Raw genomic sequence first — 24,844 nt, 5'->3', positions numbered from 1 at the left:
AAGGGTTGATTTTCCAATTCAGGGTTGCAAAGATAATCCTTTAGTTTATATTTCAAAAAAAAGTTTAATTCTTATCGTACAGCTTCCATATTCCTCCGCCTAAAAGCCCGCCTACAATGGGTCCTACGAGGAACACCCACAAATGGGAAAGGGCGGCGCCACCAACAAACAGAGCCGGTCCGATGCTCCTTGCGGGGTTCACAGATACCCCTGTAACCGGGATGCCTACAATATGGATCATGGTGAGGCAGAGGCCTATTGCCAGTCCGGCAAATGCGCTGTTGCCGTTGTTTTTACTAGTGCTGCCATGAACTACCACCAGGAAAATGGCGGTAAGAACGATTTCAGCAATCAATCCACTGATCAGTGAATAATGGTCTGGTGAGCCATCTTCCACACCATTGGCGCCAAGGCCATTAGCAGCAAGACTGTAATCTGCTTTTCCCTGTGCAATAAAATACAGGAGAGCAGCAGCAACAATACCTCCGATGATCTGTGCTACAATATATCCGCCCGCATCTTTGCCGGATATTTTGCCTGTAGACCACAGGGAAATAGTAATAGCCGGATTCAAGTGACATCCGGAGATGTGGCCTACAGCGTACGCCATGGTTACTACTGATAAACCAAATGCAAAAGCGATACCCAGAAACCCTACGTGCGTACCGGCTAACACGGCACTGCCGCAACCCATAAATACCAGGACAAAAGTGCCGAAGAATTCAGCAATGCATTTCTGTGATAAGGAAACTCCCATAGAATAATGAATTTTGTGGTGAATAGAAAATAGGGGAAGAGAATTTGGTGATGGTTAAAATTACCTTAAATATTCAAAATAAAAAAAAGCGAAAGTACAACTGAATGTATCTCCCGCTTGTAATAGCTTCCGTTAAAAAGGTATTTAGTATACTTCGATTGGCGTTAGTTCGCCCCGCAGGGATGTTTCCAGCATTGTCTTTGCATCTTCTACAGAGAGGCCCTGACCCAATACGAACATCAGTTTGGTGACTGCTGCTTCAAAGGTCATATCATGCCCGCTCACTACACCAATTTCCACTAAATGCTGACTGGTTTCATATTTGCCTAACTCCACAGAGCCGCCATCACACTGGGTAATGTCTACTACAATGGCGCCATGATCAATCACTTTTTTTATGCTCTCAATAAACCAGGGCTGTGTGTTGGTGTTGCCACTGCCAAAGGTTTCCATGATCACACCTTTCAAACCGGATACACCCAGTGTGGCTTCTACAGCTCTCCTGGTAATGCCCGGGAATAATTTCAGTACGGTGATATTTGTTTCCAGTTCCTTATGCACCTTCAGTGGTTGTGTAGGCGGCGGTAAAATAAACTGATGCTTGAATTTAATATCAATGCCGGCTTCCGCAAGCTGAGGATAGTTCATGGTATAGAAGGCCTCAAATTTTTCCGCATTATATTTTTTGGAACGGTTGCCTCTGAACAGGGAGAAGTCAAAGTAAATACATACTTCAGGTACCATAGAGATGGCAGTGCCATTATGCCTGCTGCAGGCTATTTCCATCGCTGTAATGATGTTCTCTTTGGCATCTGTACGTATTTTCCCGATGGGAAGCTGGGAGCCGGTTAAGATAACGGGCTTCGACAGGTTTTCCAGCATGAAGCTCAGGGCGGACGCCGTGAAGGCCATTGTATCGGATCCGTGCAGAATTACAAAACCATCGTACCGGTCGTACCGGTCTTCAATTATACTGGCCAGTTCCACCCATATCTCCGGCTGCATGTCTGATGAATCAATAGGCGGATTAAATGCGTACACATAAAAATCGATGCCCATCCGGTATAGTTCCGGTAAATTATTTCTTATTTCATTGAAGCCGATCGGGCGCAGTGCTTTGGTTTTATCGTCGTAGATCATACCTACAGTACCGCCCGTGTAAATTATCAGAATTTTACTCATTGTGCTAGTAGCCATTGCCTGCAAAGGTATTCACTAAACAGTTAGAGCATTTTGAATAATTTCCGGGCATTGCTGCTTGTTATAGCTGCAACGTCTGCTATTTTTAGATTTTTTATATCTGCCACCTTTTCACCTGCCAGCGGGAGGTAAGCACTTTCATTGCGTTTACCGCGATAAGGAACCGGCGCCAGATAGGGTGCATCTGTTTCCATCACGATATGCGCCACGTCTATTTCTTCCAGCAGCTTATCCAAACCGGACTTCTTGAAGGTAACTACCCCGCCTATGCCCAGGTAAAAGCCCAGGTCAATGATTTCCTTAGCTTCTTCCAGGGTGCCTGAAAAACAGTGAAAAACACCGCTTAAACGGCCATCCTGCAATGCCTTTACTTCATTGATACATTCCCGTGTAGCTTCCCGGCTGTGAATGGATACGGGCAACCCATACTCCCGCGCCAGCATCAGTTGCTCCTGGAAAGCCTTGTATTGCTGAATGAGCAGGGATTTATCCCAGTAAAAATCCAGTCCTATTTCCCCGATCGCCCGGAAAGGCCGCTGCTGTAACCAGGCTCTTACCAGGTCCAGTTGCTCATCTACGGCTTCCTTTACATAACAGGGGTGTATTCCCATCATGGCATAAATATGATCGGGATACCTGGCTTCCAGCGCCAGCATCCCTTCAATGGAACTCTCGTCTATATTCGGCAACAACAGTTTATCTACCCCCGCTGCTATGGCCCGCGCTATCATTTCGTCCCGGTCGGCCTCAAATTCTTCAGAATAAAGGTGCGTGTGGGTATCCATCCAAAGCATAATAATTATTTTATTAAATTTGTAATTTCTTTAATATTTAAACGGTATCTTTATTTCTGTAAAGGTAAAGACCGAAAAACCTAATTGCTAATAAAACCTAAACTATGAAAAGCTATTTCAGTACCAATCGTGTGCTGGCGTGGACCTTCACCAGCGTGGCGGTAGTCACCATTTTCTTTGCCTGTAAGAAGGAAGTAACCACAGATACAGCACCGAATAACCAATCAGATAACAATACCATTGCTGCTTCGCAACACGAGGCGGCTGCCAGTGCTATGTACAGCGGACTGTTTGAAACAGTGGCGGAAGTAGCTATTACGCAGGGTTTGTTTACCGCCCGCAAGGCAGATAACGTAAACAATGCATTGGCCAATACGGCCTCCACTTCCTGCCCGGTAGCGGAACTAATGGATGCCACCAATCCCGACCAGTGGCCCAAAAAAGTAAAGATTGATTTTGGGGAATCGTGCCTCGACAGGTATGGCGTATTCCGCAGCGGCATATTGAATGTTACTTTCAGCGGTCCGTTATTTAATCCTGCTTCAATCATCCTGGTGGAGCCGGTTGGTTATAAACTCAATGGAAAATCAGTAGAAGGCCGCTTTACCATCAGTGGCGTGAGCTACAGCGCAACAACCGGTATCCAGTATACCACCGAGTTAACTAACGGAAAAGTAACGCTCAGCGATACCATTGTAATCAACTACGCCAGTAAGAAAACCATTAAGCAAACAGCAGGTTTTGACCCGGTAACACCGTTGTTAAATCCTTCTGATGATGTGTTTACCGTGGAGGGAACAGCCAGCATTTCTTATGAAAAAGGACCTGTAATTGGTGTTACGGCCACTTTTACAACACAGGAAGCACTGGTGAAAATATTTGACTGCCAGCACTTCGTTAAAGGAAAACTGAAGGTTGAATTTGATAAAGTAACCGGGGTAATTGATTATGGTAATGGTAAATGTACCGATCCCATTACGATTACTGTGGGAGATAAAACCAAAGAGATTAAATTATAAAACCTCTTGACTGTTGCTGATAAATGAGTTTATCAGCAACAGTTATTATAGTATAGCGGCTACTTCAAATTTTTGCTTCCTGCAATACTCCAGTACCCGTGGCAGCGCATACTCCAGCCGGTCCCAGGCTTTGGCGCTGTCGTGAAAAACCACAATAGATCCCGGCTGCAACTTGAATACTACATTCTGCACACAGGCTTCCCCGTTGATTTGCGTATCAAAATCGCCACTGAGGATGTCCCACATAATAATTTTAGCGCCCGGTATCTTATTCCTGATCTGACGGATCTGGAAGGGAGTGATCCTGCCATAGGGAGGTCTGAACAATGGAGAGGCAATATATTTTGCTGCTTCCAGCACATTCTCAATATATTTTCCGGTATTGGTTTTCCATCCGTTCAAATGGTTTTGGGTATGATTGCCGGTAGTATGCCCTGCTTCCAGTATCTGCTGATAGATAGCGGGATGCTCCAGTACATTTTTTCCTATACAGAAAAAAGTAGCTTTGGCATTGAACTTTGCCAGTTGCTCGAGCACAAAGGGCGTTGCCTGCGGATGCGGACCATCATCAAAAGTAAGATATACCTTATTCCCTGCTGGGGACAGATTCCAGACACAGCTTTTGTATAAGGCTTTCAGGATGCCGGGAGTTTTAGTAAGATAGAACATATAGCCTTTGGCTTTTTAGCGATGAGCTTTAGTATTGCAATATACTTAATGTCTGTTAGCAGGGCTTCGTATTAAAAAATTTTAATCTCCCAATTATCTCCCTGGCAATAACTTCCACCTAAAAGCTAAATCCTTATCTTTGCGGCCTATGGATCACAAAAAAGTAAGAGTGCGTTTTGCGCCCAGTCCTACTGGTGGCTTACATCTTGGAGGTGTACGCACTGTATTGTTCAACTATTTGTTTGCAAAGCAGCATAACGGCGATTTTGTGCTGCGTATAGAAGATACAGACCAAACCCGTTACGTTCCCGGCGCGGAAGAGTATATCAATGAATGTTTGCGTTGGTGTGGCCTTATTCCTGATGAAAGCCCGGAAGCAGGCGGACCGTTTGCTCCTTACCGTCAGAGTGAGCGCAAGCACTTATACCGTCAATATGCGGAACAGCTGGTAAAAGCCGGCCATGCATACTACGCCTTCGATACCCCCGAAGAACTGGAAAGTATGCGTGAGCGCCTGAAAACGCCGGAGAATCCTTCTCCGCAATACAACCATATTGTAAGGGCCAAAATGCGTAATTCCCTTACGCTCTCCGATGCTGAAGTACAGGACCTGCTGGCGAAGGATACGCCACATGTTATCCGTATAAATATGCCTGCCAATGAAGAAGTTACTTTTACCGACCTGGTTCGCGGAGAAGTTACCTTCCATACTTCGCAGGTAGATGATAAAGTTTTGCTGAAAGCAGATGGTATGCCTACCTATCACCTTGCTGTGGTAGTGGACGATTATCTCATGAAAATAACCCATGCCTTCCGCGGAGAAGAATGGCTGCCTTCGGCGCCGGTACATCTCCTGCTTTGGAAATTCCTGGGTTGGGAAGCGGATATGCCGCAATGGGCGCATCTTCCACTGATCCTGAAACCGGATGGCAATGGTAAACTGAGCAAACGTGACGGCGATCGTTTAGGCTTCCCCGTATACGCCATGAACTGGACAGATCCTGTGAGTAAAGAAGTAACGAAAGGCTTCCGTGAACGCGGTTTCCTGCCGGAAGCATTTATTAATATGCTGGTGATGCTGGGCTGGAATGATGGTACCGAACAGGAAATTTTCTCCCTGGAGGAGTTGATCCAAAAGTTCTCCCTGGAGCGCGTGCATAAGGCGGGTGCTAAATTCGATTTTGAAAAAGCCAAATGGTTTAACCACCAGTATATTCACCACAAAGACAATGAAAGCCTGGCAGCCTTGTTCCAGCCGGTGCTGGATGAAAAAGGTGTTACCGCCGATCCTGCTTATGTGGCTACCGTTGCTGGCCTGGTAAAGGAGCGCTGCTATTTTGTGAATGAAATATGGGATCACGGATTTTTCTTCTTCCAAAGCCCTGACAGCTATGATGAAGCTGCTGTAAAACCAAAATGGAATGCAGATAAAGAAGCATTTTTCCATACCTGGTCTGAACAGCTGGAATCGTTATCTGCTGCTGCAGCAGCCGATTTGGAAACTGCCTTCAAAGCGCTGGCTGCTGAAAAAGAATCTTAAAATGGGAGATGTACAACTGCCGTTCCGCATTATGCTGACCGGCGGTAAATTCGGCCCTCCTGTATTTGATATCGTGGCCACGCTCGGTGTAGCGGAAACCCGTAACAGGATTGCAAAGGGACTGGCAGCGTTTAAGTAGAATTGTTAGTAGTTTCAAATAAATGAAGGCTAAGCGACGTGAGTCGCTTAGCCTTCATTTATTTTTCCATGTTTTTAATTCCGAGTGCGTGCTGATCAGCTCAAAGTCGCTGTCGTTGTGCACCACTTCCAGATCAAAGCTCATGGCATAAAAAGCAATTACGCAATCGTTGCTTTTGCGAATGGTAATACCTTTTTTGCGGAGTGAAGGGAATAAGGAGGAGGGGCCTATAGCGGCTGCTATAGGCGCTATTTCCAGTCTTGTAAAACGGCGGAATGTTTCCTTTACTTTCTGATGCTGGTTATCATCTCTTATTCCTTGCAGGCATTCCTGAACAACAATGGGAATAAGCGGAATTTCAAAATCATTATCGATGTAATGAGTTAACAGGTTGGTGTGGTGTTTCCTTCCGCCGTAAAGCATCAATCCAAACGGATGTGTCGAAGAGTAGTGGTCGCATTATTTACCTCGCATTTCGTTTAAATCTCCATCCCATTCAATCTTTCCCTTCAGATCTAAAAATTTACGCTGATTCATACCTAAGATATACTTCCTCAGCGCCTCGTTTACCACTTCCTCTTTGGTTTTACCCTTGTTAAGCTTCATCGCTTCTTTGATCAGCTTATCGTCTAAGTCTATATTAGTTTTGGACATATAAGTGATTTACTGTAAATAAAAATACATATAATTATACACATAAAAAGGCCGGACAGTAACTGCCCGGCCTTCACTTTTTTTTTAAAAATATTTATTTCCCTTTGGCGTTTTCTTTTGCCCAGGCATCTTTCAGCGTTACGGTCCGGTTGAACACTATTTTTTCCGGCGTGCTGTCTTTATCCACCACAAAGTAGCCTTTGCGCAGGAACTGGAATCGTTCACCCGGGGCAGCCTGCAGCAGTCCTGGTTCCACATACGCCTGTTTGATGATGTGCAGCGAATCCGGGTTGATGAGCGTTTTGAAGTCGGCTTCCTCTGCCTGTGGATTTTCCGCGGTAAACAGGCGGTCGTAGATCCGCACTTCAGCGGTAGCGGCATGTGCTGCGCTTACCCAGTGAATGGTACCTTTAACGGTTAAGCCGCTCTGGTCGCCGCCACTTTTGCTTTCGGGCAGGTATGTGGCGTAAATGGTAGTGATATTGCCATCGGCATCTTTCTCAAAGCTTTCGCCTTTGATGATATAGGCATTTTTCAGTCGTACCATCAGGCCGGGACCGAGGCGGAAGAACTTTTTAGGAGGCGCCTCCATGAAGTCTTCCCGCTCAATGTACAGGGTATTGCTGAAAGGCAGCGTGCGGGAGCCAGCGTTTTCATCTTCCGGGTTATTATCGGCAGCCATTTCTTCTACCTGTCCTTCCGGGTAATTGGTGATCACCAGCTTTACCGGGTCCAGCACTGCCATTACGCGGTTGGCGGTTCTGTTCAGCTCTTCGCGGATACAGAATTCCAGCAGGCCGAGTTCAATCATGTTGTCACGTTTCTGTACACCTACGCGTTCGCAGAGCTGGCGGATGCTGGCGGCGGTGTAGCCGCGGCGGCGCAGACCACTGATGGTAGGCATGCGGGGATCGTCCCATCCGCTTACGTGACCTTCTTCCACCAGTTGTTTCAGTTTTCGTTTACTCATCACCGTATAGGTGAGGTTTAAACGCGCAAACTCGTACTGGCGGCTGGGGAAGATCTCCAGTTCTTTGATGAACCAGTCGTACAGCGGGCGGTGCGGGATGAACTCCAGCGTACAGATGGAATGGGTAATATGTTCGATGCTATCGCTCTGTCCGTGCGCAAAATCATACATCGGGTAGATGCACCATTTGTCGCCGGTACGATGGTGATGGGCATGTTTAATGCGATACATGAGCGGGTCGCGCATGTGCATATTGGGGGAAGCCAGGTCTCCTTTGGCGCGGAGTGTTTTTTCCCCGTCTTTGAATTCGCCTTTGCGCATCCGCTCAAACAGGTCCAGGTTTTCCGCTGCAGAGCGACTTCTGGCCGGCGTGGGCGTACCGGGTACGGTGGGGGTACCTTTGGCTGCGGCAATTTCATCGGCACTGGCATCTTCTACATAGGCCAGTCCTTTTTCTATCATTTTTACGGCAAATGCGTAAAGTTGTTCAAAATAGTCGGAGGCATACAATTCCTTTTCCCACTCAAATCCCAGCCAGCGGATATCCTCTTTAATGGAATCCACGTATTCAGTATCTTCTGTTACCGGGTTGGTATCATCGAAGCGGAGATTGGTTTTTCCATTGTATTTCTGGGCCAGTCCAAAGTTCAGCACAATGGATTTGGCATGACCTATATGCAGGTAGCCATTAGGTTCTGGCGGAAAACGGGTCAGTACCCTTCCGTCATTAACGCCGTTCGCTATGTCTTCTTCAACAATTTGTTCTATAAAATTGAGGGATCTTTCTTCGCTCATAATGATTTTATCTTGGACGGCAAATGTACAAAAAAGCCGAGAGCTTAAGCTTTCTGCTTTTTCGTACATTTACTTCCTTAATATGATAATGGTATGGTCAACCCGTTAAATCGTCCTGTTCGTGTATTGGTAGCTAAAGTAGGCCTGGATGGCCACGACAGGGGCGCAAAAGTAATTGCGGCAGCACTGCGGGATGCCGGAATGGAGGTAATATATACCGGTTTACGCCAAACCCCGGAAATGGTGGTGAATGCAGCCCTGCAGGAAGACGTGGATGCTATTGGTATCAGTATCCTCTCCGGCGCCCATATGACCGTATTCCCCAAGATCATTGCCCAGATGAAGGAAAAGGGTATGAACGACGTACTGCTGACCGGTGGCGGCATTATCCCCGATGCCGATATGGAAACACTGCAGGAAATGGGGGTAGGAAAACTGTTCCCTCCCGGCACCAACACCAAAGATATTTCCGAGTATATCACCAGCTGGGTGGCCAGTCATAGGAATTTTTAAAAATATTTCCCTGTTGCCGTAACATTTTCTAAACCGGGTCGTCTTTAATGGAAATAGTCCACCAAATATCTAAAAACCATAACACCCGTTTTTATGAAATGTAAGTTGTGCCCGTTATTCCTGTTACTGTTGATGTTGTGTTGTAATGTATTTGCCCAGGAGAAAAAAGATTCAGCCAATGCTGCTGCCCCCGATACTACTACCGGGAAAACCGTTTTTTCCATCATTTTCGGAAAATATCCCAAACACCGGGAAGGGGTATACGTAACCCACGGTGGCGACGGCCCCCTGCTGTCCTTTGCTTCTATGAAAGAAAACGGGGAGCACCTGCGCAACATCCCCCGGTTTACCCTCTTTCTTAATGTTGGCTCTAACTTTAATAAAGACTTCTCTAAAAACTTTGGAGTTTTTACGGGCATCAATATCAAAAATATTGGTCTGATCTCCAAACCTACCGACTCTCTGAAGCTTAAACAGCGGGTGTATACCCTTGGTGTTCCGCTGGGGATAAAGATAGGTGATGTGACTTCCGGCAGCTTCTTCTTTTTTGCCGGTGGAGAAATAGACCTGGCCGTTAATTATAAAGAGAAACAATTTGTAGATGGTGATAAAGTCCATAAGTTCAATGAATGGTTCAGCGACCGTACACCGCTGCTGATGCCCTCCTTTTTTGCCGGGTTCCGCATTAACCCCGGCTTCGGACTGAAAGTGCAATACTACCCGCAGAATTTCTTTAACAAAGACTTTAAAACAAAAGATAAAGACGGTAATTCCGTTTATCCATATAAAAACTTAGAAGCAAATATGATGTTCGTTACGCTCAATTATAACTTCAGCGGTATCGATTATTTTAAAGTAAAGAAGAAAAGACACTATATGAAGATGAAAAATGGCAAAGCAGAGTTTGAAGTGAACTATTAAGAAATATATCCGCTATTTTTAGCAAACCGGAACTAATTGTAAAATTGGTTCCGGTTTTTTTTGTCGATAGCGGTTATCACCAAAATGAGGGGAGGCGGCTATCGGGCTGATTCGTTAGGTTATTGAATATTGCTTAATATTGATAAACTAAAATACGGCACATGTATCAGACGTTAAGCACACAATTGGAAAACAATATCCTCACGATTACGATCAACCGCCCGGAAAAGCTGAATGCCCTCAACCAGCAGGTGCTGGCCGACCTGGCATTGGCGGTAGATGAAATATACAGCAACCGGGAAATCAAGGGCGCCATTATTACCGGTGCAGGTGAAAAAGCTTTTGTGGCAGGTGCAGATATCAGCGAGTTTCTTACTTTATCAGATAAACAAGGAGAAGAACTGGCCAAGAAAGGGCATGTAATTTTCCAGCGTATAGAAAGCAGCCCTAAGCCCATCATTGCCGCTGTAAACGGCTTTGCACTGGGCGGGGGCTGCGAACTGGCGATGGCCTGCCATTTCCGGATTGCCAGCGACAACGCAAAGTTTGGCCAGCCGGAAGTAAACCTCGGGCTCATTCCGGGTTATGGCGGTACACAGCGTCTTACGCAGCTCATAGGAAAGGGAAAAGCCCTGGAACTGATGCTCACCGGGGACATGATCAATGCCACAGAAGCACAGGCCTGGGGATTGGTGAACCATGTTTTAAAGCTCGAAGAATTACTGCCCAAAGCGAAATCCATCTTACAAAAAATACAAACAAAAGCGCCGCTGGCAGTAGCCCGCGTGATTAAATGCGCTAATGCCGCACTGGATAAGGACATGGACGGCTTTGAGCTGGAACTGAAGGAATTCGGGGCCTGCTTCGCTACAAAAGATCTGCAGGAAGGCGCTGCTGCCTTTATTCAGAAAAGACAGGCGAATTTTACCGGGGAATAGCTTGCAGCCCAACCCGTAAAGCCGTACTTTTGTAGCCTTAAAAGTTTAAGTCATGGAATTCAGAATAGAGAAAGACACAATGGGCGAGGTTAAAGTGCCTGTAAATGCCTATTATGGCGCTCAAACACAGCGCTCCATTGAAAATTTCAAGATCGCGCAGGATATCAACAAAATGCCGAAGGAAATTATCAAGGCATTCGCTTACCTGAAGAAAGCGGCAGCTATCACTAACCTCGAAGCAGGCGTACTGCCCAAGGAAAAAAGTGACCTGATTGGCCAGGTTTGCGATGAAATCCTGGAAGGTAAACTGGACGATCAGTTTCCGCTGGTAGTATGGCAAACAGGCTCCGGTACCCAGTCTAACATGAACGTAAACGAAGTGGTGGCTTACCGCGCCCACGTAATTCATGGCGGTCAGCTTACTGATAAAGACAAATTTGTTCACCCCAACGATGATGTGAACAAGTCACAGTCTTCCAACGACACCTTCCCTACTGCTATGCACATCGCTGCTTACAAAATGCTGCAGGAAGTTACCATTCCCGGCATCACAAAGCTCCGCGACACGCTGGCGAAAAAGGCAGAAGCGTTTAAAAACGTAGTGAAAATTGGCCGTACCCATTTTATGGATGCCACCCCGCTTACTCTCGGGCAGGAAATCAGCGGCTATGTAGCCCAGTTGAATCACGGCCTGAAAGCCATCAACAATTCACTGGCTCACCTGAGCGAGCTGGCATTGGGTGGCACTGCAGTAGGCACCGGCATCAATACGCCAAAAGGCTATTCCGAAAATGTGGCAAAGAATATCGCCCTGTTAACCGGTTTACCTTTTATTACGGCAGAAAATAAATTTGAAGCCCTGGCCGCACACGATGCCATCGTAGAAGCACATGGTGCGCTGAAAACAGTGGCGGTAAGTTTAATGAAGATAGCCAACGACATACGCATGCTGAGCTCCGGCCCACGCGCGGGTATCGGCGAAATTCATATTCCCGACAATGAACCGGGATCGTCTATCATGCCGGGTAAAGTGAATCCAACCCAGTGCGAAGCCCTCACCATGATTGCTGCCCAGGTAATGGGTAACGATGTTACTATCAGTATCGGAGGTTCCAACGGACACTTTGAACTGAACGTATTTAAGCCGGTAATGATCTTCAACTTCCTGCACTCTGCACGCCTTATCGGCGACGGCTGCGTAAGCTTCAATGATAAATGCGCAGAAGGCATCGAACCTATTGAAGCCAATATCAAAAAACATGTGGAAAATTCCCTGATGCTGGTAACGGCACTGAATACCAAAATTGGCTACTACAAAGCAGCCGAAATTGCGCAGAAAGCCCACAAGGAAGGAACTACCCTTAAAGAAATGGCCGTGAAACTGGGTTATGTGACCCCGGCTGAATTTGATGAATGGGTAGTACCAGCAAACATGGTAGGAGAAATCAAGTAATAACAGATCATATTTATGGAAGAAAAGAGTCCCGCCAATAACGGGACTCTTTTTTTATTACCTTCAATGCAAACAAGTACCACGATCATGGATATAGTCTTTTTCAGCGCGCAGCCATACGATATTCATTACTTCAACCAGGGTAACCACCAGGAGGAGCACCGTTTCCGTTTCCTGGAAGTGCAGTTAAATGAAGATAATGCCGCCCTGATAAAAGATGAACCCGTGATCTGCGTATTTGTGAATGATAAGGTGAATGCTGCTGTGATCAGCGTGCTTCAGCAAAAAGGCGTACGTCTTATTGCATTGCGCTGCGCCGGGTTTAATAATGTAGATCTCAAGGCTGCAGCAGCAGCCGGTATAAAGGTAGTGCGGGTGCCGGCCTACTCGCCCCATGCGGTGGCGGAGCATGCGGTGGCCTTGCTCCTGGGGCTGAACCGGAAAATATATAAATCGTATAACCGTGTACGTGATGGCAACTTTACACTGAACGGACTCGAAGGTTTTGATCTCTTTGGTAAAACAATCGGCGTGGTGGGGACAGGCAATATCGGTTCAGTGTTTTGCAAGATCATGCTGGGCTTCGGTTGTAAGGTGTATGCGCATGATATTTATGAGAATGAAGAACTGCTGGAATCAGGCGTAAAGTATGTGTCGCTGGATACTATTTTTGCACAGTCGGATGTGATATCGCTGCATTGCCCGCTGATGGAGCGTACACGGCACATGATCAATGCGAATGCTATTGCATCTATGAAGATGGGCGTAGTACTGATCAATACCAGCCGCGGCGGATTAATAGATACGGCTGCAGTGGTGGCAGCGCTTAAAGATGGCCATATCGGCGCACTTGGAATAGATGTATATGAGCAGGAAGAACACCTGTTTTTTCAGAACTTCTCCGGAAGTATTATCCAGGACGATGTACTATCAAGATTAACTACCTTCCCTAATGTGCTGGTAACTGCCCACCAGGGCTTCTTTACAAAAGAAGCGCTCACACAAATAGCAGAGGTAACGCTGAACAATATACGTAGTTTTGAAAAAGAAGGCATATTGTTAAACGAGGTGAAGTAGCGTAGCGACAATTGTACGCAGGCTCAGAATAATAATGAGGACGCCTACCATAATCATCAGTGGTTTCCGTTTTATTTTCCGCACCAGGATGGCAGCAAAAGGAGAAGCGATCACACCACCGATTACAAGGCCTACAATTACCTGCCAGCTGGAGATACCGGTGAAGATCAGGAAGGTGGCAGCGCTGGAAAGGGAAATAAAGAACTCTGCTGCATTTACGGAACCGATGGTATAATGTACGGTACGGCCTTTACTCAGCAAGGTGGAAGTAACAATGGGGCCCCAGCCTCCGCCGCCGATGGCGTCCATAAATCCCCCGGCAAACGCCAATGGTCCGAGTCTTTTTGTTTTGGTTTTTCTTTTATTTTTCTGGATGCCTTTCCGGATAACTATAATACCGAGTATCAGCAGGTATGCGCTGATGAAGGGCTTTATCACATCCCCGTCAATCTTGTCGGATAACAGGTAAGCGCCGGAGATGGCGCCGATCATTCCCGGGATCAACAAGCATAAAAACAGTTTCTTATTTACGTTGCCCAGTTTAAAATGTGCAAACCCTGAAGCGCCGGTGGTAAATACTTCTGCCACATGCACGCTGGCGCTGCTTACTGAAGGCGATACGCCCAGTCCCAGTAATAAAGAAGAAGAGGTAGCGCCGTATGCCATACCCAATGCGCCGTCTACCAGTTGCGCGCATAATCCCACCACAATATAAAACAGCAGCTCTGTTGTAAAGAGAGAGTGAAAGAACCGGCGTACATTTCCCTGTACGGCATCCGGTACTTCGTAATAATAAAGGGCAATCAGCGCGGTGACTATCAACAACGATACAACCCCTATCTGCCACCATTTGAAGGAGGACTGCGGCTTTTCGGTAACGGTGCCTGCAACGGCTGTTGTACGTATAGTCATACCAGTTATTTTTAGGTAGTTTTTTAAAGACAGGGATGCAGCGATATCGCTGCATCCCTGTATCTCAGCAACTATTATTTATTATTTCCGCTGGAACACATTGTCGTATGTTAACGCCAGGTAGTATAATCCGCCAATAGTGGGACCTCCCACATACTGGAAGTACTTGGAGTTCAGGATATTGGAAGCGCCCAGTTTAAAGGATGTTTTGATCTTTGGTACACGGTAGGTGATCTGCGCATCTACAGTGTTGTAGGAAGGCACGTCGCCATTACCAAAAAGGTTCTGCCAGTAGAAAGTATTCTGCCAGTGCCATACTACGGTGAAGCCAATATTTTTGTACACATTGCGGTTACCTAGGCTTACGTTGGTGAACCAGTCTGGTGTGTTAAAACCGGGAATCAACGCATCATCTTTGGTTTTATCCTGCGCCAGTTTGTTGTAGTTGGCGTTACCGCTGATGGTGTAGCTTTTATACAGGTCATAAGTAACTGCTACAGCGAAACCGTAGTTGTTTACGGTGGATTTACTGTTGGTCCATACGCGGTAGCGATCCTGTAAAGACTTATCCAGCATCTGGTTCAGCACTGTTTGATCGGGATTGTTAACGTTACCTGTTTTAGGCACTACTGCTTCAATCTGGCCTATGAAATGTTTATAAGAGCTGTAGTATCCATCTATGTCTACAAAAAGTTTGTTATCGAGCAGTACCGCTTTATAACCGGCTTCGAAAGAGGTGATCTGTTCCGGAACGATAGGATCCAGGTTGGCCACTTTCAATACGCCTGCATTTTTTGCGGCGGCAGCATCTTTGGAGATGTGTTCCGCGTTGATGGTTTTATTTACCGCTACACCAAACGCATCTACGGAGCTGGTGAGGAGGGAGTTTTTGAAGTAACCCAGTCCTTCTTCAATGAATGCGAGTCCGCCTACACGTCTTACCTGGCCGTTGTTTACGAAGGAATACGCTTCAAACAGTGAAGGGAAGCGGAATCCGTTTTGCCAGGAAAGGCGGAAGTTATGTTTGTCTTTGATGCTGTAAACTGCTGCGATGCGTGGGTTTACTTTACCTTCGAACTGTTCGTTTTTATCGTAGCGCAGGGAGCCGGTGAGCTTTAATGCGTCGTTGAAGAATGTTTTGCTGATTTGTGCGAAGCCGCCGTATTTACCGTACCAGATGTGTTTACCGCCTGGTTGGTTGCGTTTGTCGGCGGGGCGGGAGAAATCCACGAAGTTGTTACCGTCCGGGATGATTTCATAGGTGCGGTAATCGGCGCCTACCAGTACATCCGCGAAATGGATGTATTTACGCAGGTTCCAGGTACCTTCTGTGTGGTAGAACCGGCTCTTTTGCAGGAGAGCGGCGCCACCACTGGTATTTTCAGGGTTCTTGGAAGTAGGGTAAATATCCCAGTCGTTGATACTTTTTATTTTGGCCACCTGTGCATCAAAAGCGGGAGTGCCGGGCGTCCATCTGCCGGCGTCTGCAAAGGCGCGGGCGGCGGCATGTGCGGCTACCAGGTCGGAGCCTGCAGTGAGCGCATTGTTCAGGCCGGAGGTATAATCGGCCAGCCATTTTTTATCTGGTTTGAATGATTTTTCGAGGTTGTCGGCCAGGGGATTCATGTTATAGGAATCGCCGGTATTTTCAATGGAGATGTACGACCTCACGGTGAAGTCGGGGTGTACGAGTTCGAGTTTGCCGTTTTGTACAGTTACGCCTCTGAGGCCAATACGGTTACCACGTTGAAAGAAGCCGTCCATTTCCCCGTAGCGGTAAGACGCGGACAGTTCCAGTTTGTGGGGTAAGCGGAAGTTAAAAGACACGTCGGCCTTTTTATTCTTAACGGTAAAGTCGCCCACGATATCTTTTTCCCAGTAGCCGGTGCGGTGTACATTGTAGGCGCGTCCGTCTTTATCGATAACCTGGAGGTTGGAGTTATCGCCATATTTATTCCATGCATCGTTGGCGATGTTGTTGGCGCCGCTGAGTTGTGGAAAGTCGGGGTTGGCTTTGGATTGCGGGGAAAAGTCGCTGTGGTTATCAGCGTACCAGTCGGTACCCTGCATGTAGCTCAGGTTAATTTTCCAGGCAAACCAGGAAGAGTATTGCTGTGCATAGCGTACAGCCGTTTCCGTGAGTAATTTTGCGCCACCGTCGTCGCCAACGTGGTTCACGGCTACTTTCTGGTATACGCTTACGCCCTGGTATTGGAAGGGGTTTTTAGTGATGAGATTGGACATTCCGTTGATGGCGTTCATGCCATACAGGGCGGAAGATGCACCGGGTGTAACTTCCACGCTGGAAATATCAAGCTCCGTAGGTCCGATGGCGTTACCCAGTGGCACGCCGAGGGTGGCTGCCTGGTTGTCCACACCATCTACCAGCTGCATAAAGCGGAAGTTGTTGGGAACGTTGAAGCCGCGGGTGTTGAATACTTTGAAGGTAAGGCCGGCGGTGGTCATTTGCACGCCTTTCAGGTTACCGAGGGCGTCGTAGAACGTGGAAGAAGGGGTTTCTTTCAGCGCCCTGATGTCCAGTTTTTCGATGGCAACTGGTGAGCGGAGCAGTTTTTCCTGCTGACGGGAAGCGGACACCACTACTTCATTTACCAATAGTGATTGTGTATATAACTGGATGGCCAGTTTGCTGCTGCTGCTTTTTACTTCAAACTCCTGGGGTTGATAGCCTATGAGCCTGATGACCAGCTTCAGCGGGAATTTAGAATTGGTGGTTACTTCAAAACGGCCGGTGGTATCTGTTTGAGCGCCGAAGGAAGTGCCTTTGATTTGTACGGAGGCGCCTGGAAGGGCTGCCCCATGATCGTCTGTAATTTTGCCCTGGATGACATAAGAGCCGTTAAGTTGAGCATGTACCAGTGCCGGACTGAATGCCAATATTAAGAACAGGTATTTTGCCAGCATTAAAAACTTTTGCATGTGCTGTAAACATTATTGATTCTGGAATGAGAAAATGATAAGGGGGACCTTTTTACGATGTCGTGCCGCAACATCGTACTGAAAATGAATGATTTGTAAAATTTATTATCATATAGTCTATAGAATTAGTAGACAAATATAATCCGGGTATTTTTCATTTCAAAGCAAATGGGGTGATTATTTGGAAAAAGGTGTGTCCGGAACTGCGGTGGGAATAGCATTTGCGTTTGTAACCTCCTCAGCGTGAAAGGCTTGGAAGGCCATATTTTTTTATTGGAGGCGTCGCTTTATAACTATGTTTAATATGCGGGGATACTTCTGTGATACTTCCCGGATACTTAGGACTCGTGTATGTGTTATAGTCCCCATATAGTCCCTATATAGTTCCTATACACTCCCTATACACTCATGATACACTCCCCATACACTCTCTATACACTGTCACGTCCTGAAATAGGTTTACACCCCCGGTGAAATAATCCTGATTTTGGTTTACGGGTATCTTAGTATAAATCCAATTTCGGGCATTTTGCGGAAATTTCAGAAGATTTTGGAAGATGAAAGACGGATATTTTGCCGGTCATCTTCCTATGCTTTAAAGTAATAGCATAAAAAAAGCGCTTACCACCGGTGAGCGCTTTCTATATAAATAAGTTGATAATTAAGTTACGGGATCTTTTGCTACAGCATCAGAGTGTTCAACGGCTTTAGGCTGCATGTGTTTTCCGAAGAAGCGTTTCTGGAACAGCAGGATAGTGATTACACCGGTAGAAATAGCTGCATCAGCAACGTTGAATACCGGGCGGAAAAACACGAAGTAGTCGCCGCCTTTAAACGGTACCCATTTAGGCAGGTAGCCTTCGTAGATAGGGAAGTATAACATATCCACCACACGGCCATGCAGGAAGCTGCCATAACCGCCGCCGGCAGGCATAAACTTCGCTACTTCATACCCTACACTATCGTTAAAAATAAGGCCGTAGAACATACTGTCTATCAGGTTGCCGGCTGCTCCTGCCAGGATCAGGGATCCACAAATCAGCAGGCCGGTACTGTATTTTTCTTTGATGAGCTTTTTCATGTACACAAAGCCCACCACTACAGCTACCAGGCGGAACATGGTAAGAAGGATCTTCCCGAAGTCGCCTCCGAATTTAAGACCATAGGCCATTCCTTCATTTTCAATAAAATGGATCCGGAACCAATTGGGGAAAATCACAAACTCCTGTTGCATAAACATATGCGTCTTGATCCAGAATTTCAGTGTCTGGTCAATAACCAGGATCAGGATAACGATAAATACTACGTGACGATATTTCAACTGATATTAGAATTTTATCAAAAATAATAGTTTATTTCAAAGTCGAAGCCTGCAATATCATTATTCCTGGAAATATACCCTTTTTACGCGCTGTGAAATTCCTGTTAATATTTCATAGGGAATGGTTCCAGCCCAGGTAGAGAGGTCCTGTACGGACAAATCCTGGCCAAAAACAATAACCTCGTCTCCCTCCGATACGTCGGGGATATGTGTTACATCGAGCATGAGCATATCCATCGCCACTACACCGGCTACAGGCGCCAGTTTGCCACGAACCAGCATTTTACCAACGCCCATGCCCAGTCTGCGTGGGTAGCCATCGGCATAGCCAATACGCACGGTAGCAGTCACTGCCGGGCCTTTGGCTTCCCATTTGGCGCCATAACCCACGGTATCGCCGGCTTCCAGGCGTTTTAGTTGTGCTACGGTGGTTTTCAGGGTGCTTACATTGCGAAGCTGGTCCTGGATGCCGTTGCTGCTGTCGATGCCGTACATGCCGATACCCAGCCGCACCATATCCAGTTGCAGGTCGGGGTGTCGACTGATGGCGGCGCTGTTGGCAATATGGCGGATTACAGTATAGCCCAATGCTTTCTGCAGTTCATGGCTCATATCATAAAACAGGCGGCCTTGCTGCTGTGTGAAAGCATCCTTTGCAGGATCTTCACTGGCAGCCAGGTGGCTGAAAATGGATTGCACTTTCATCAGCGGGGTGGCGGTGAGTATTTGCGCCAGTTCGGCAATTTCGCTTTTCACGAATCCCAGGCGGTGCATACCGGTATCGAGCTTGATGTGAACGGGGAACTCTGTTTTGCCTGCTGTGGTGATTTCCTCCATAAACTGCAGGAGGATCTGCATGGAATAAATTTCCGGTTCCAGGTTCCAGTGGAGGATGGCGTCGAAACTGGCAGGTTCCGGGTTCATCACCATGATAGGCATGGTAATGCCGGCCCTTCTCAGCTCCACTCCTTCGTCGGCGTAGGCTACCGCGAGGTAGTCGACTCCGTGGAACTGTAGGAGATTGGCTATTTCAAAGCTGCCGCTGCCATAGGAGAACGCTTTTACCATGGCCATTAATTTGGTGTTTGGTTTTAACAGCGACTGGTACAGCTTTACATTATGGGAAATAGCGGTGAGATTAATTTCCAGGATGGTTTGATGCGCCTTTTGTTCCAGCAGTTTGCCGATGCGTTCAAACTGGAAGATGCGGGAGCCTTTTACCAGGATGGTTTCATTCTGAAAATCATCTGCGTTGAATTGTTGTATGTATTCATCGGTGGTGGTAAGGAACTGTGTTTTCAGGCCTTCTATCTGCTGGAAGCTTTTTTTCTCCCTGCCTATATTTTTACCGATAGCAATTAATTTATTGATGCCTTTCTTTTGCAGGAGGTCTGCAACTTCTTCATACAGGGTGGCGTCGCTTTTGCCACTTTGGAGGATATCGCTGAGGATAACCGTGCGGGTAGCGTGCTGCTGCTGTTGCTGGAGGAAGTCGAGCGCAATGGTTAAAGAGCCGAGGTCCAGGCTGTAGCTGTCGTTAATCACCGAGCAGTTATTGATTCCCTGTTTCAGTTCCAGGCGCATGGCGATATTGCTGAGCTGATCCATCCGTTGCTGGATAACGGCTTGTTCCTTGCCGAGGTACAGCATGAGCGCCAGGCAGTGAATGGCATTTTCAATGGAGCCTTCATCTACAAAAGGAATCTGGAAATGCAGGGGTTCCTGTTTGTAAAGGGCATCTATACGGGTATGGTTATCGTGTTTATCCACACTGGTTACCCGGAGGTCGGCATCGGTTTTCCGTGACCAGGAAAATAATTCCGGTCCGCCTTCCTGGTTTTCTTTTTTGCCTACCTGGTTGTGAAAGGCCAGCACACACTCATTGAGAGCGAGATAGTCTTTGCAGTAAATGAGGATATCGCTTTTAGCGAACAGTACCAGCTTTTCATTTATTTTCTGGCGGATATTTAAGAATCCTTCGCTGTGAGCTTCCCCGATATTGGTGAAGATGCCGATAGTGGGACGGATAATTTTTTCGAGGTTCACCATTTCACCGGGTTGTGAAATGCCGGCTTCAAAGATGGCCAGCTGGTGTTCCGGTTTCATTTGCCATACAGAAAGCGGTACTCCTATCTGGGAGTTATAGCTTTTAGGACTGCGAACAATATTGTAATCTTTTTCCAGCAGCTGGTACAGCCATTCCTTTACAATGGTTTTGCCATTGCTGCCGGTGATGCCAATAACAGGTATATGGAACTGGTGCCGGTGAAAGGCCACCAGTGCGTGCAGCGCCTGCAGGGTGTCTTTTACGAGAATGAAGTTGGCTTTAGGATACTTCTCCAGTGGCACTTGTTCACTCACCACAAAATTGCTCACCCCTTTGCGGTACAATTCTTCAATGTATTGATGCGCGTTGCGCCGCGGGCTAACCAATGGAATAAACAGAGATGTTTCGGGGAAGCTGAGCTTCCTGCTGTCCAATAAAAGATGGTCAATTTCAGAAAATCCGGTCTCTTGCAACAATTCCCCTTTCAAAGTTTTGTTGATGCTGGCTGCGTTATACACGTTTATCAGGTTTGAATAATCACTTAGCTGCTGCAAAATTAATGTCTGCGCTGCTTTTTACTTCACTTCTCCTTCCGGTAATTCTTTTTTCTGATGATAGAGAGAATAGAGGATGGAACCTCCCAGGCATAACACTATCACTATCAATGATACGTATACCGGTATATGAATATTGTGCTTGTGCAAAAAATACTCTGCCAGCATTTTCAGTCCTATAAAAACCAGGACGATGGCAATACCCTGGGGCAGATAATCAAATTTATCTACCGCTCCCCTCAGTAAAAAGAACAGGGACCTGAGTCCCAAAACCGCAAATATATTAGAGGTATATACTACCATCGGATCCCGTGATATGGCAAATACAGCCGGTATAGAATCTACCGCAAATAAGATATCTGTTACTGCCAGCATCACCACAACCAGTGATAACGTAGTGAGATATGCCTTATTATGTTTACGGATCACAAATTTGCCTTTCGGCTCTTCTGTAGTTACCCGCATGTATTTATTCATAAAACGGTAAATCGCATTTTCTTCCGGTTTAAATTCGTCATCCTCTTTTGTGACAAACATTTTAATGCCGGTATAAATGAGAAAAGCACCGAAGATGTATAATATCCATTCAAATCTTTCTATGAGCTCAATTCCCAGCCAGATAAATAAAGCCCTGAAAATAATGGCCATTAGTATACCTATCAGCAATACCCTGGAATAGTACTCTTCTTTTATTTTAAAAAAACTAAAGATGAGTATAAATACAAAGATATTATCTATCGACAGGGATTTCTCCATCAGGTATGCGCTCAAAAAGCTGATGGCGGGTTCTGCGCCGTCTTCCAGCCACATGAACCCAAAAAAGAGCATAGATAAAACTACCCAGAAAATGCTTTGCCACAGGGCAGTCTTCAAGCTTGTTTTCGTATTTTTCTTACTAAAAAAACCAAGGTCAAATACTACTGCCAGGATGATCACAATAAAAAATACCAGATATGTTACTTCTGTTTTTCCCACGTGATTTGCATTTTATGAGCAGCAAAGATAGGAAAACGGCAGCTAGGTTTCCGGTTTAAGGTTGCCATTTCCAGGAAGCGGCCACTGTTGTATGCCCTGAAAGCCAGTGTCTTACAGCACTTCAGCCTATTCAGCAAATTTACGTTGCCGTATAAACTGGAATACCATGGCAAATAGCAAAACCAGCCCAACGGGTACGAGGAAACAGATGACCTGCCATTTGGTTTTTTCCTGCCGGATTTTTTCTCCATCCAGCAAACGCAGTGTCAGCTCCTTGTTCCGGGCTTCCATGATACCGCTGTTGCCGCTGAGATACTCCAGGCAGTTGAGAAAAAACTCTTTATTGGCAAAGGCAAAGCCCGGGTTAAATTCGTTGATGCCCATTTGCAGCGGACCTTCCTTGCGGGATACGGCATTGGAAATTACATCGCCATCACTTACCACAATCATTTTGTTGATAGTATCGGATGATTCCCTGAAAGGTTGCCCGGATGCGTGAAACAGCTGGTTTACCGCATCAGGATTTTCGCGGTTGCGGAACAGGGAAGTAAATTTCCCTTCCAGCAAAACGGCTGTGGGCAGGTATTTCTGGCGGTATTCGCGCGGATTGGGCTGTGTTTTTACGATGTCCCAGCTTACCTGTGCCGGCAGGCGTGTGGTACGGCTGTTCCTGGAAGTGGTGAGCAGTATGGTTTTGCGGATGGCGTCGTTTTTTATAGTGTCGATAGAACTTACGAAGCGGCTCAGCACCATATCCAGATTTTTTACGATAGGATGCGCTTTGGTAGGCATCAGCATGGGGAAGTATGGGAACGGCATCGGCTGTATCTGCGGCCGGTTGCCCACATTGCCTACTACCAGCGGCACTACATCGCTTTGCAGGTCCAGTACCAGGTCCTGGTTAATGCGCACGCCGTAGCGGAACAGGAGGTCTTCCAGGTTCAGCCCGCGATCCATGGCAAAGAATTCCGGGTGCTCATGTAAACTGTCCATGGTGGCGCTGGATTCATCCAGGAACCACAGTACTTTGCCGCCGTTCATTACATACTGGTCTATTTTAAATTTATCTGCATCAGAGAAAGTGCCTGCCGGTTTGGCAAAGAGGATTACATTAAAATCGCGGGGTATGTAGGAAGCGGCCTGCAGGGTGAGGGTATCCAGGCCGTAGCTGTTTTGAAGGGTACTCAGGGCGTCGTATACTTCGGCGCCAAGTGATTCTCCATGCCCCAGCATGTACCCGATGAGTGGTTTTTCCTTTTCCTGCAATTTATGGATGGCATAGGCAAACTGGTATTCCAGCAACGCTTCCGAGCTGTTCATGGTTTGCATGGGATCCTGCCCGCCCTGGTTTTTCAGGAGATTCACCCCTACCGTTTTGCCTTTGTAATGTACCAGTGCACCGGGGAAGATCAGCTTTTCGGCGAAGCCGTCGTTGGCTTCCTGCTGCACTTTCATATTAAACGGCATGATGCCCTGTGCGGTGAGTTCACCGAGGAATTTCATGCGTGCGGAGTCCGTCAGCCCCTGTCCGGGATTGATAAATGTAAACCGGAGGTTTTGTTTACCGTATTCGCGGAACTCTTCCAGCAGTTCGGAAGTGGATTGTGCCAGCTGACGGAAGCTGGCGGGGTAATCGCCCTTGAGGAATACCTCAATTTCCACCGGGCTGTCCAGTTTGCGGAGCATTTGCCGGGTGCTGGCGGTGAGCGTGTATCTTTTTTCTGCTGTCAGGTCCCATCTGCCATGAAAATAAGCTGCTGCTATATTAATGCCCGTGAGTACCAGTATAACTGCTATTGCACGTTGTATGTATTTCTTTCGTGTAGCCATGTTGTTTAGTAAGGACGGTCATTAACCGTTTTGCCAGAGTTTTCTTTGCAGGGATAATTTAGTGAGATAGAGCATCAGGCCTATGATGCTGATAAAATAAACGATATCGCGGCTATCTATTACACCACGACTGATGGAGGCGTAATGGAATTTAATCCCAGCCATTTGCAGGTAGTAGTCGGCTCCGCCGCTGAACGCCGGTATTTTGCTGGCGGCATCGAAGCCGTTATAAAGTATAAAGCAGGTAAACAGTGCAATGAGAAAGGCGATCATGGCATTGTTGGTTAAAGAAGAAGACCAGATACCGGTAGCGGTGAATGTTGCCCCCAGCAGTAAAAGCCCGATGTAGGAGCCGGTGATACCGCCGGTATCAAGCAGCTGGTTATCTACACTCAATTGTTTTATAGCAAAAAAATAAACGATGGTAGGAAGCAGGGAGATGGCTACAATGAGCAGGCTGCCCCAGAATTTACCCATTACAATCTGCCAGCCGGTAAGTGGTTTGGTGCTCAGCAATTCCATGGTACCGGTTTTAAATTCATCTGCAAAGCAGCGCATGGTAATGGCCGGTATGAGCAAGAGGTAAATAAGCGGCGCCAGGTTGAACAGCGGATCCAGGTTGGCATACCCGGTGTCCAGTAAACTGGTTTCCGGGAAAACGAACAACATTAATCCATTCGCCAGTAAAAACAGTATGATGGCTACATAGCCGGTAACACTGCTGAAAAACTGGTTAATCTCTTTCTTAAAGATGGCTAGCATGAACAGTTTGTAAGGATTAGGATATTAGTAAAGATACAAATATAGGGTAAACGCTATTACCTTT

The 24,844-nt window shown here is 46.7% G+C and carries 22 protein-coding genes; 8 read left to right on the top strand and 14 right to left on the bottom strand.

Features of this window, described 5'->3' with window-relative positions:
- Positions 1-64: 64 nt before the first annotated feature.
- From aqpZ to QFZ48_RS08595, 3 genes are all read right to left on the bottom strand, one after another.
- Positions 65-757: an aquaporin Z gene (gene aqpZ, locus QFZ48_RS08605; RefSeq protein WP_370911196.1), complete on the bottom strand. Its 693-nt coding sequence runs from the start codon at positions 755-757 to the stop codon at positions 65-67.
- 144 nt (positions 758-901) lie between these two features.
- Positions 902-1,939: an asparaginase gene (locus tag QFZ48_RS08600; RefSeq protein ID WP_429044004.1), complete on the bottom strand. Its 1,038-nt coding sequence runs from the start codon at positions 1,937-1,939 to the stop codon at positions 902-904.
- 41 nt (positions 1,940-1,980) lie between these two features.
- Positions 1,981-2,751: a TatD family hydrolase gene (locus QFZ48_RS08595; protein ID WP_429061961.1), complete on the bottom strand. Its 771-nt coding sequence runs from the start codon at positions 2,749-2,751 to the stop codon at positions 1,981-1,983.
- Between the two features lie 104 nt (positions 2,752-2,855).
- On the opposite strand from QFZ48_RS08595, the gene QFZ48_RS08590 reads away from it, so the two are divergent.
- On the top strand, positions 2,856-3,770 hold the full coding sequence (locus tag QFZ48_RS08590; RefSeq protein WP_429061960.1) for a hypothetical protein: 915 nt from the start codon (positions 2,856-2,858) through the stop codon (positions 3,768-3,770).
- Between the two features lie 45 nt (positions 3,771-3,815).
- Here QFZ48_RS08590 and QFZ48_RS08585 read toward each other — a convergent pair whose 3' ends face one another.
- Complete coding sequence (locus QFZ48_RS08585; RefSeq protein ID WP_429044010.1) at positions 3,816-4,439, bottom strand: polysaccharide deacetylase family protein; 624 nt, start codon at positions 4,437-4,439, stop codon at positions 3,816-3,818.
- 148 nt (positions 4,440-4,587) lie between these two features.
- Between QFZ48_RS08585 and gltX the strand changes: the two genes are divergently transcribed.
- On the top strand, positions 4,588-5,979 hold the full coding sequence (gltX, locus tag QFZ48_RS08580; protein WP_429061958.1) for a glutamate--tRNA ligase: 1,392 nt from the start codon (positions 4,588-4,590) through the stop codon (positions 5,977-5,979).
- Between the two features lies 1 nt (position 5,980).
- Complete coding sequence (locus QFZ48_RS08575; RefSeq protein WP_429061957.1) at positions 5,981-6,118, top strand: hypothetical protein; 138 nt, start codon at positions 5,981-5,983, stop codon at positions 6,116-6,118.
- Between the two features lie 54 nt (positions 6,119-6,172).
- Here QFZ48_RS08575 and vapC read toward each other — a convergent pair whose 3' ends face one another.
- The 3 genes from vapC to QFZ48_RS08560 all read right to left on the bottom strand — a co-directional run bounded on the left by vapC (position 6,173) and on the right by QFZ48_RS08560 (position 8,537).
- Positions 6,173-6,541 carry a type II toxin-antitoxin system VapC family toxin gene (gene vapC, locus QFZ48_RS08570; RefSeq protein WP_429061956.1) on the bottom strand — a complete coding sequence of 123 codons (369 nt, stop codon included), beginning with the start codon at positions 6,539-6,541 and terminating at the stop codon, positions 6,173-6,175.
- Between the two features lie 36 nt (positions 6,542-6,577).
- On the bottom strand, positions 6,578-6,772 hold the full coding sequence (locus tag QFZ48_RS08565) for a type II toxin-antitoxin system VapB family antitoxin (protein WP_429044017.1): 195 nt from the start codon (positions 6,770-6,772) through the stop codon (positions 6,578-6,580).
- Between the two features lie 94 nt (positions 6,773-6,866).
- Positions 6,867-8,537: a glutamine--tRNA ligase/YqeY domain fusion protein gene (locus QFZ48_RS08560; protein WP_429044020.1), complete on the bottom strand. Its 1,671-nt coding sequence runs from the start codon at positions 8,535-8,537 to the stop codon at positions 6,867-6,869.
- Between the two features lie 93 nt (positions 8,538-8,630).
- On the opposite strand from QFZ48_RS08560, the gene QFZ48_RS08555 reads away from it, so the two are divergent.
- From QFZ48_RS08555 to QFZ48_RS08535, 5 genes are all read left to right on the top strand, one after another.
- Positions 8,631-9,050: a cobalamin B12-binding domain-containing protein gene (locus tag QFZ48_RS08555; protein WP_429044021.1), complete on the top strand. Its 420-nt coding sequence runs from the start codon at positions 8,631-8,633 to the stop codon at positions 9,048-9,050.
- A 93-nt stretch (positions 9,051-9,143) separates the two neighbouring features.
- Positions 9,144-9,971 carry a hypothetical protein gene (locus QFZ48_RS08550; RefSeq protein WP_429044024.1) on the top strand — a complete coding sequence of 276 codons (828 nt, stop codon included), beginning with the start codon at positions 9,144-9,146 and terminating at the stop codon, positions 9,969-9,971.
- Positions 9,972-10,132: 161 nt separating this feature from the next.
- On the top strand, positions 10,133-10,909 hold the full coding sequence (locus QFZ48_RS08545; RefSeq protein WP_370911186.1) for an enoyl-CoA hydratase/isomerase family protein: 777 nt from the start codon (positions 10,133-10,135) through the stop codon (positions 10,907-10,909).
- Between the two features lie 52 nt (positions 10,910-10,961).
- Positions 10,962-12,362 (top strand): class II fumarate hydratase, encoded by a 1,401-nt coding sequence (gene fumC / locus QFZ48_RS08540; protein ID WP_370911185.1) that lies wholly within the window; start codon positions 10,962-10,964, stop codon positions 12,360-12,362.
- An 87-nt stretch (positions 12,363-12,449) separates the two neighbouring features.
- Positions 12,450-13,439 (top strand): 2-hydroxyacid dehydrogenase, encoded by a 990-nt coding sequence (locus tag QFZ48_RS08535; protein ID WP_429044027.1) that lies wholly within the window; start codon positions 12,450-12,452, stop codon positions 13,437-13,439.
- Here QFZ48_RS08535 and QFZ48_RS08530 read toward each other — a convergent pair.
- The 7 genes from QFZ48_RS08530 to gldF form a co-directional block, all read right to left on the bottom strand.
- The gene (locus tag QFZ48_RS08530) at positions 13,422-14,351 is read right to left on the bottom strand and encodes a sulfite exporter TauE/SafE family protein (RefSeq protein ID WP_429044029.1); all 930 of its coding nucleotides are present in this window, start codon (positions 14,349-14,351) and stop codon (positions 13,422-13,424) included. The two genes, QFZ48_RS08535 and QFZ48_RS08530, sit on opposite strands and share 18 nt — an antisense overlap.
- Positions 14,352-14,432: 81 nt before the next feature.
- Positions 14,433-17,291 (bottom strand): TonB-dependent receptor, encoded by a 2,859-nt coding sequence (locus QFZ48_RS08525; protein ID WP_429061954.1) that lies wholly within the window; start codon positions 17,289-17,291, stop codon positions 14,433-14,435.
- Positions 17,292-17,952: 661 nt separating this feature from the next.
- The gene (locus QFZ48_RS08520; protein ID WP_429044033.1) at positions 17,953-18,612 is read right to left on the bottom strand and encodes a lipoprotein signal peptidase; all 660 of its coding nucleotides are present in this window, start codon (positions 18,610-18,612) and stop codon (positions 17,953-17,955) included.
- Between the two features lie 60 nt (positions 18,613-18,672).
- Entirely contained in the window at positions 18,673-21,177 is a 2,505-nt protein-coding gene (locus QFZ48_RS08515) for a bifunctional UDP-N-acetylmuramoyl-tripeptide:D-alanyl-D-alanine ligase/alanine racemase (protein ID WP_429044035.1), read from the bottom strand.
- A gap of 57 nt (positions 21,178-21,234) precedes the next feature.
- Positions 21,235-22,188 carry a TerC/Alx family metal homeostasis membrane protein gene (locus QFZ48_RS08510; RefSeq protein WP_429044038.1) on the bottom strand — a complete coding sequence of 318 codons (954 nt, stop codon included), beginning with the start codon at positions 22,186-22,188 and terminating at the stop codon, positions 21,235-21,237.
- A gap of 126 nt (positions 22,189-22,314) precedes the next feature.
- Entirely contained in the window at positions 22,315-24,018 is a 1,704-nt protein-coding gene (gene gldG / locus QFZ48_RS08505; RefSeq protein WP_429061953.1) for a gliding motility-associated ABC transporter substrate-binding protein GldG, read from the bottom strand.
- A gap of 21 nt (positions 24,019-24,039) precedes the next feature.
- The gene (gene gldF / locus QFZ48_RS08500) at positions 24,040-24,780 is read right to left on the bottom strand and encodes a gliding motility-associated ABC transporter permease subunit GldF (protein WP_429044043.1); all 741 of its coding nucleotides are present in this window, start codon (positions 24,778-24,780) and stop codon (positions 24,040-24,042) included.
- Positions 24,781-24,844 lie beyond the last annotated feature (64 nt).

The organism is Chitinophaga sp. W2I13, assembly GCF_050434005.1.
Lineage (GTDB): Bacteria > Bacteroidota > Bacteroidia > Chitinophagales > Chitinophagaceae > Chitinophaga.
This window is presented reverse-complemented; position numbering and strand designations above follow the sequence as displayed.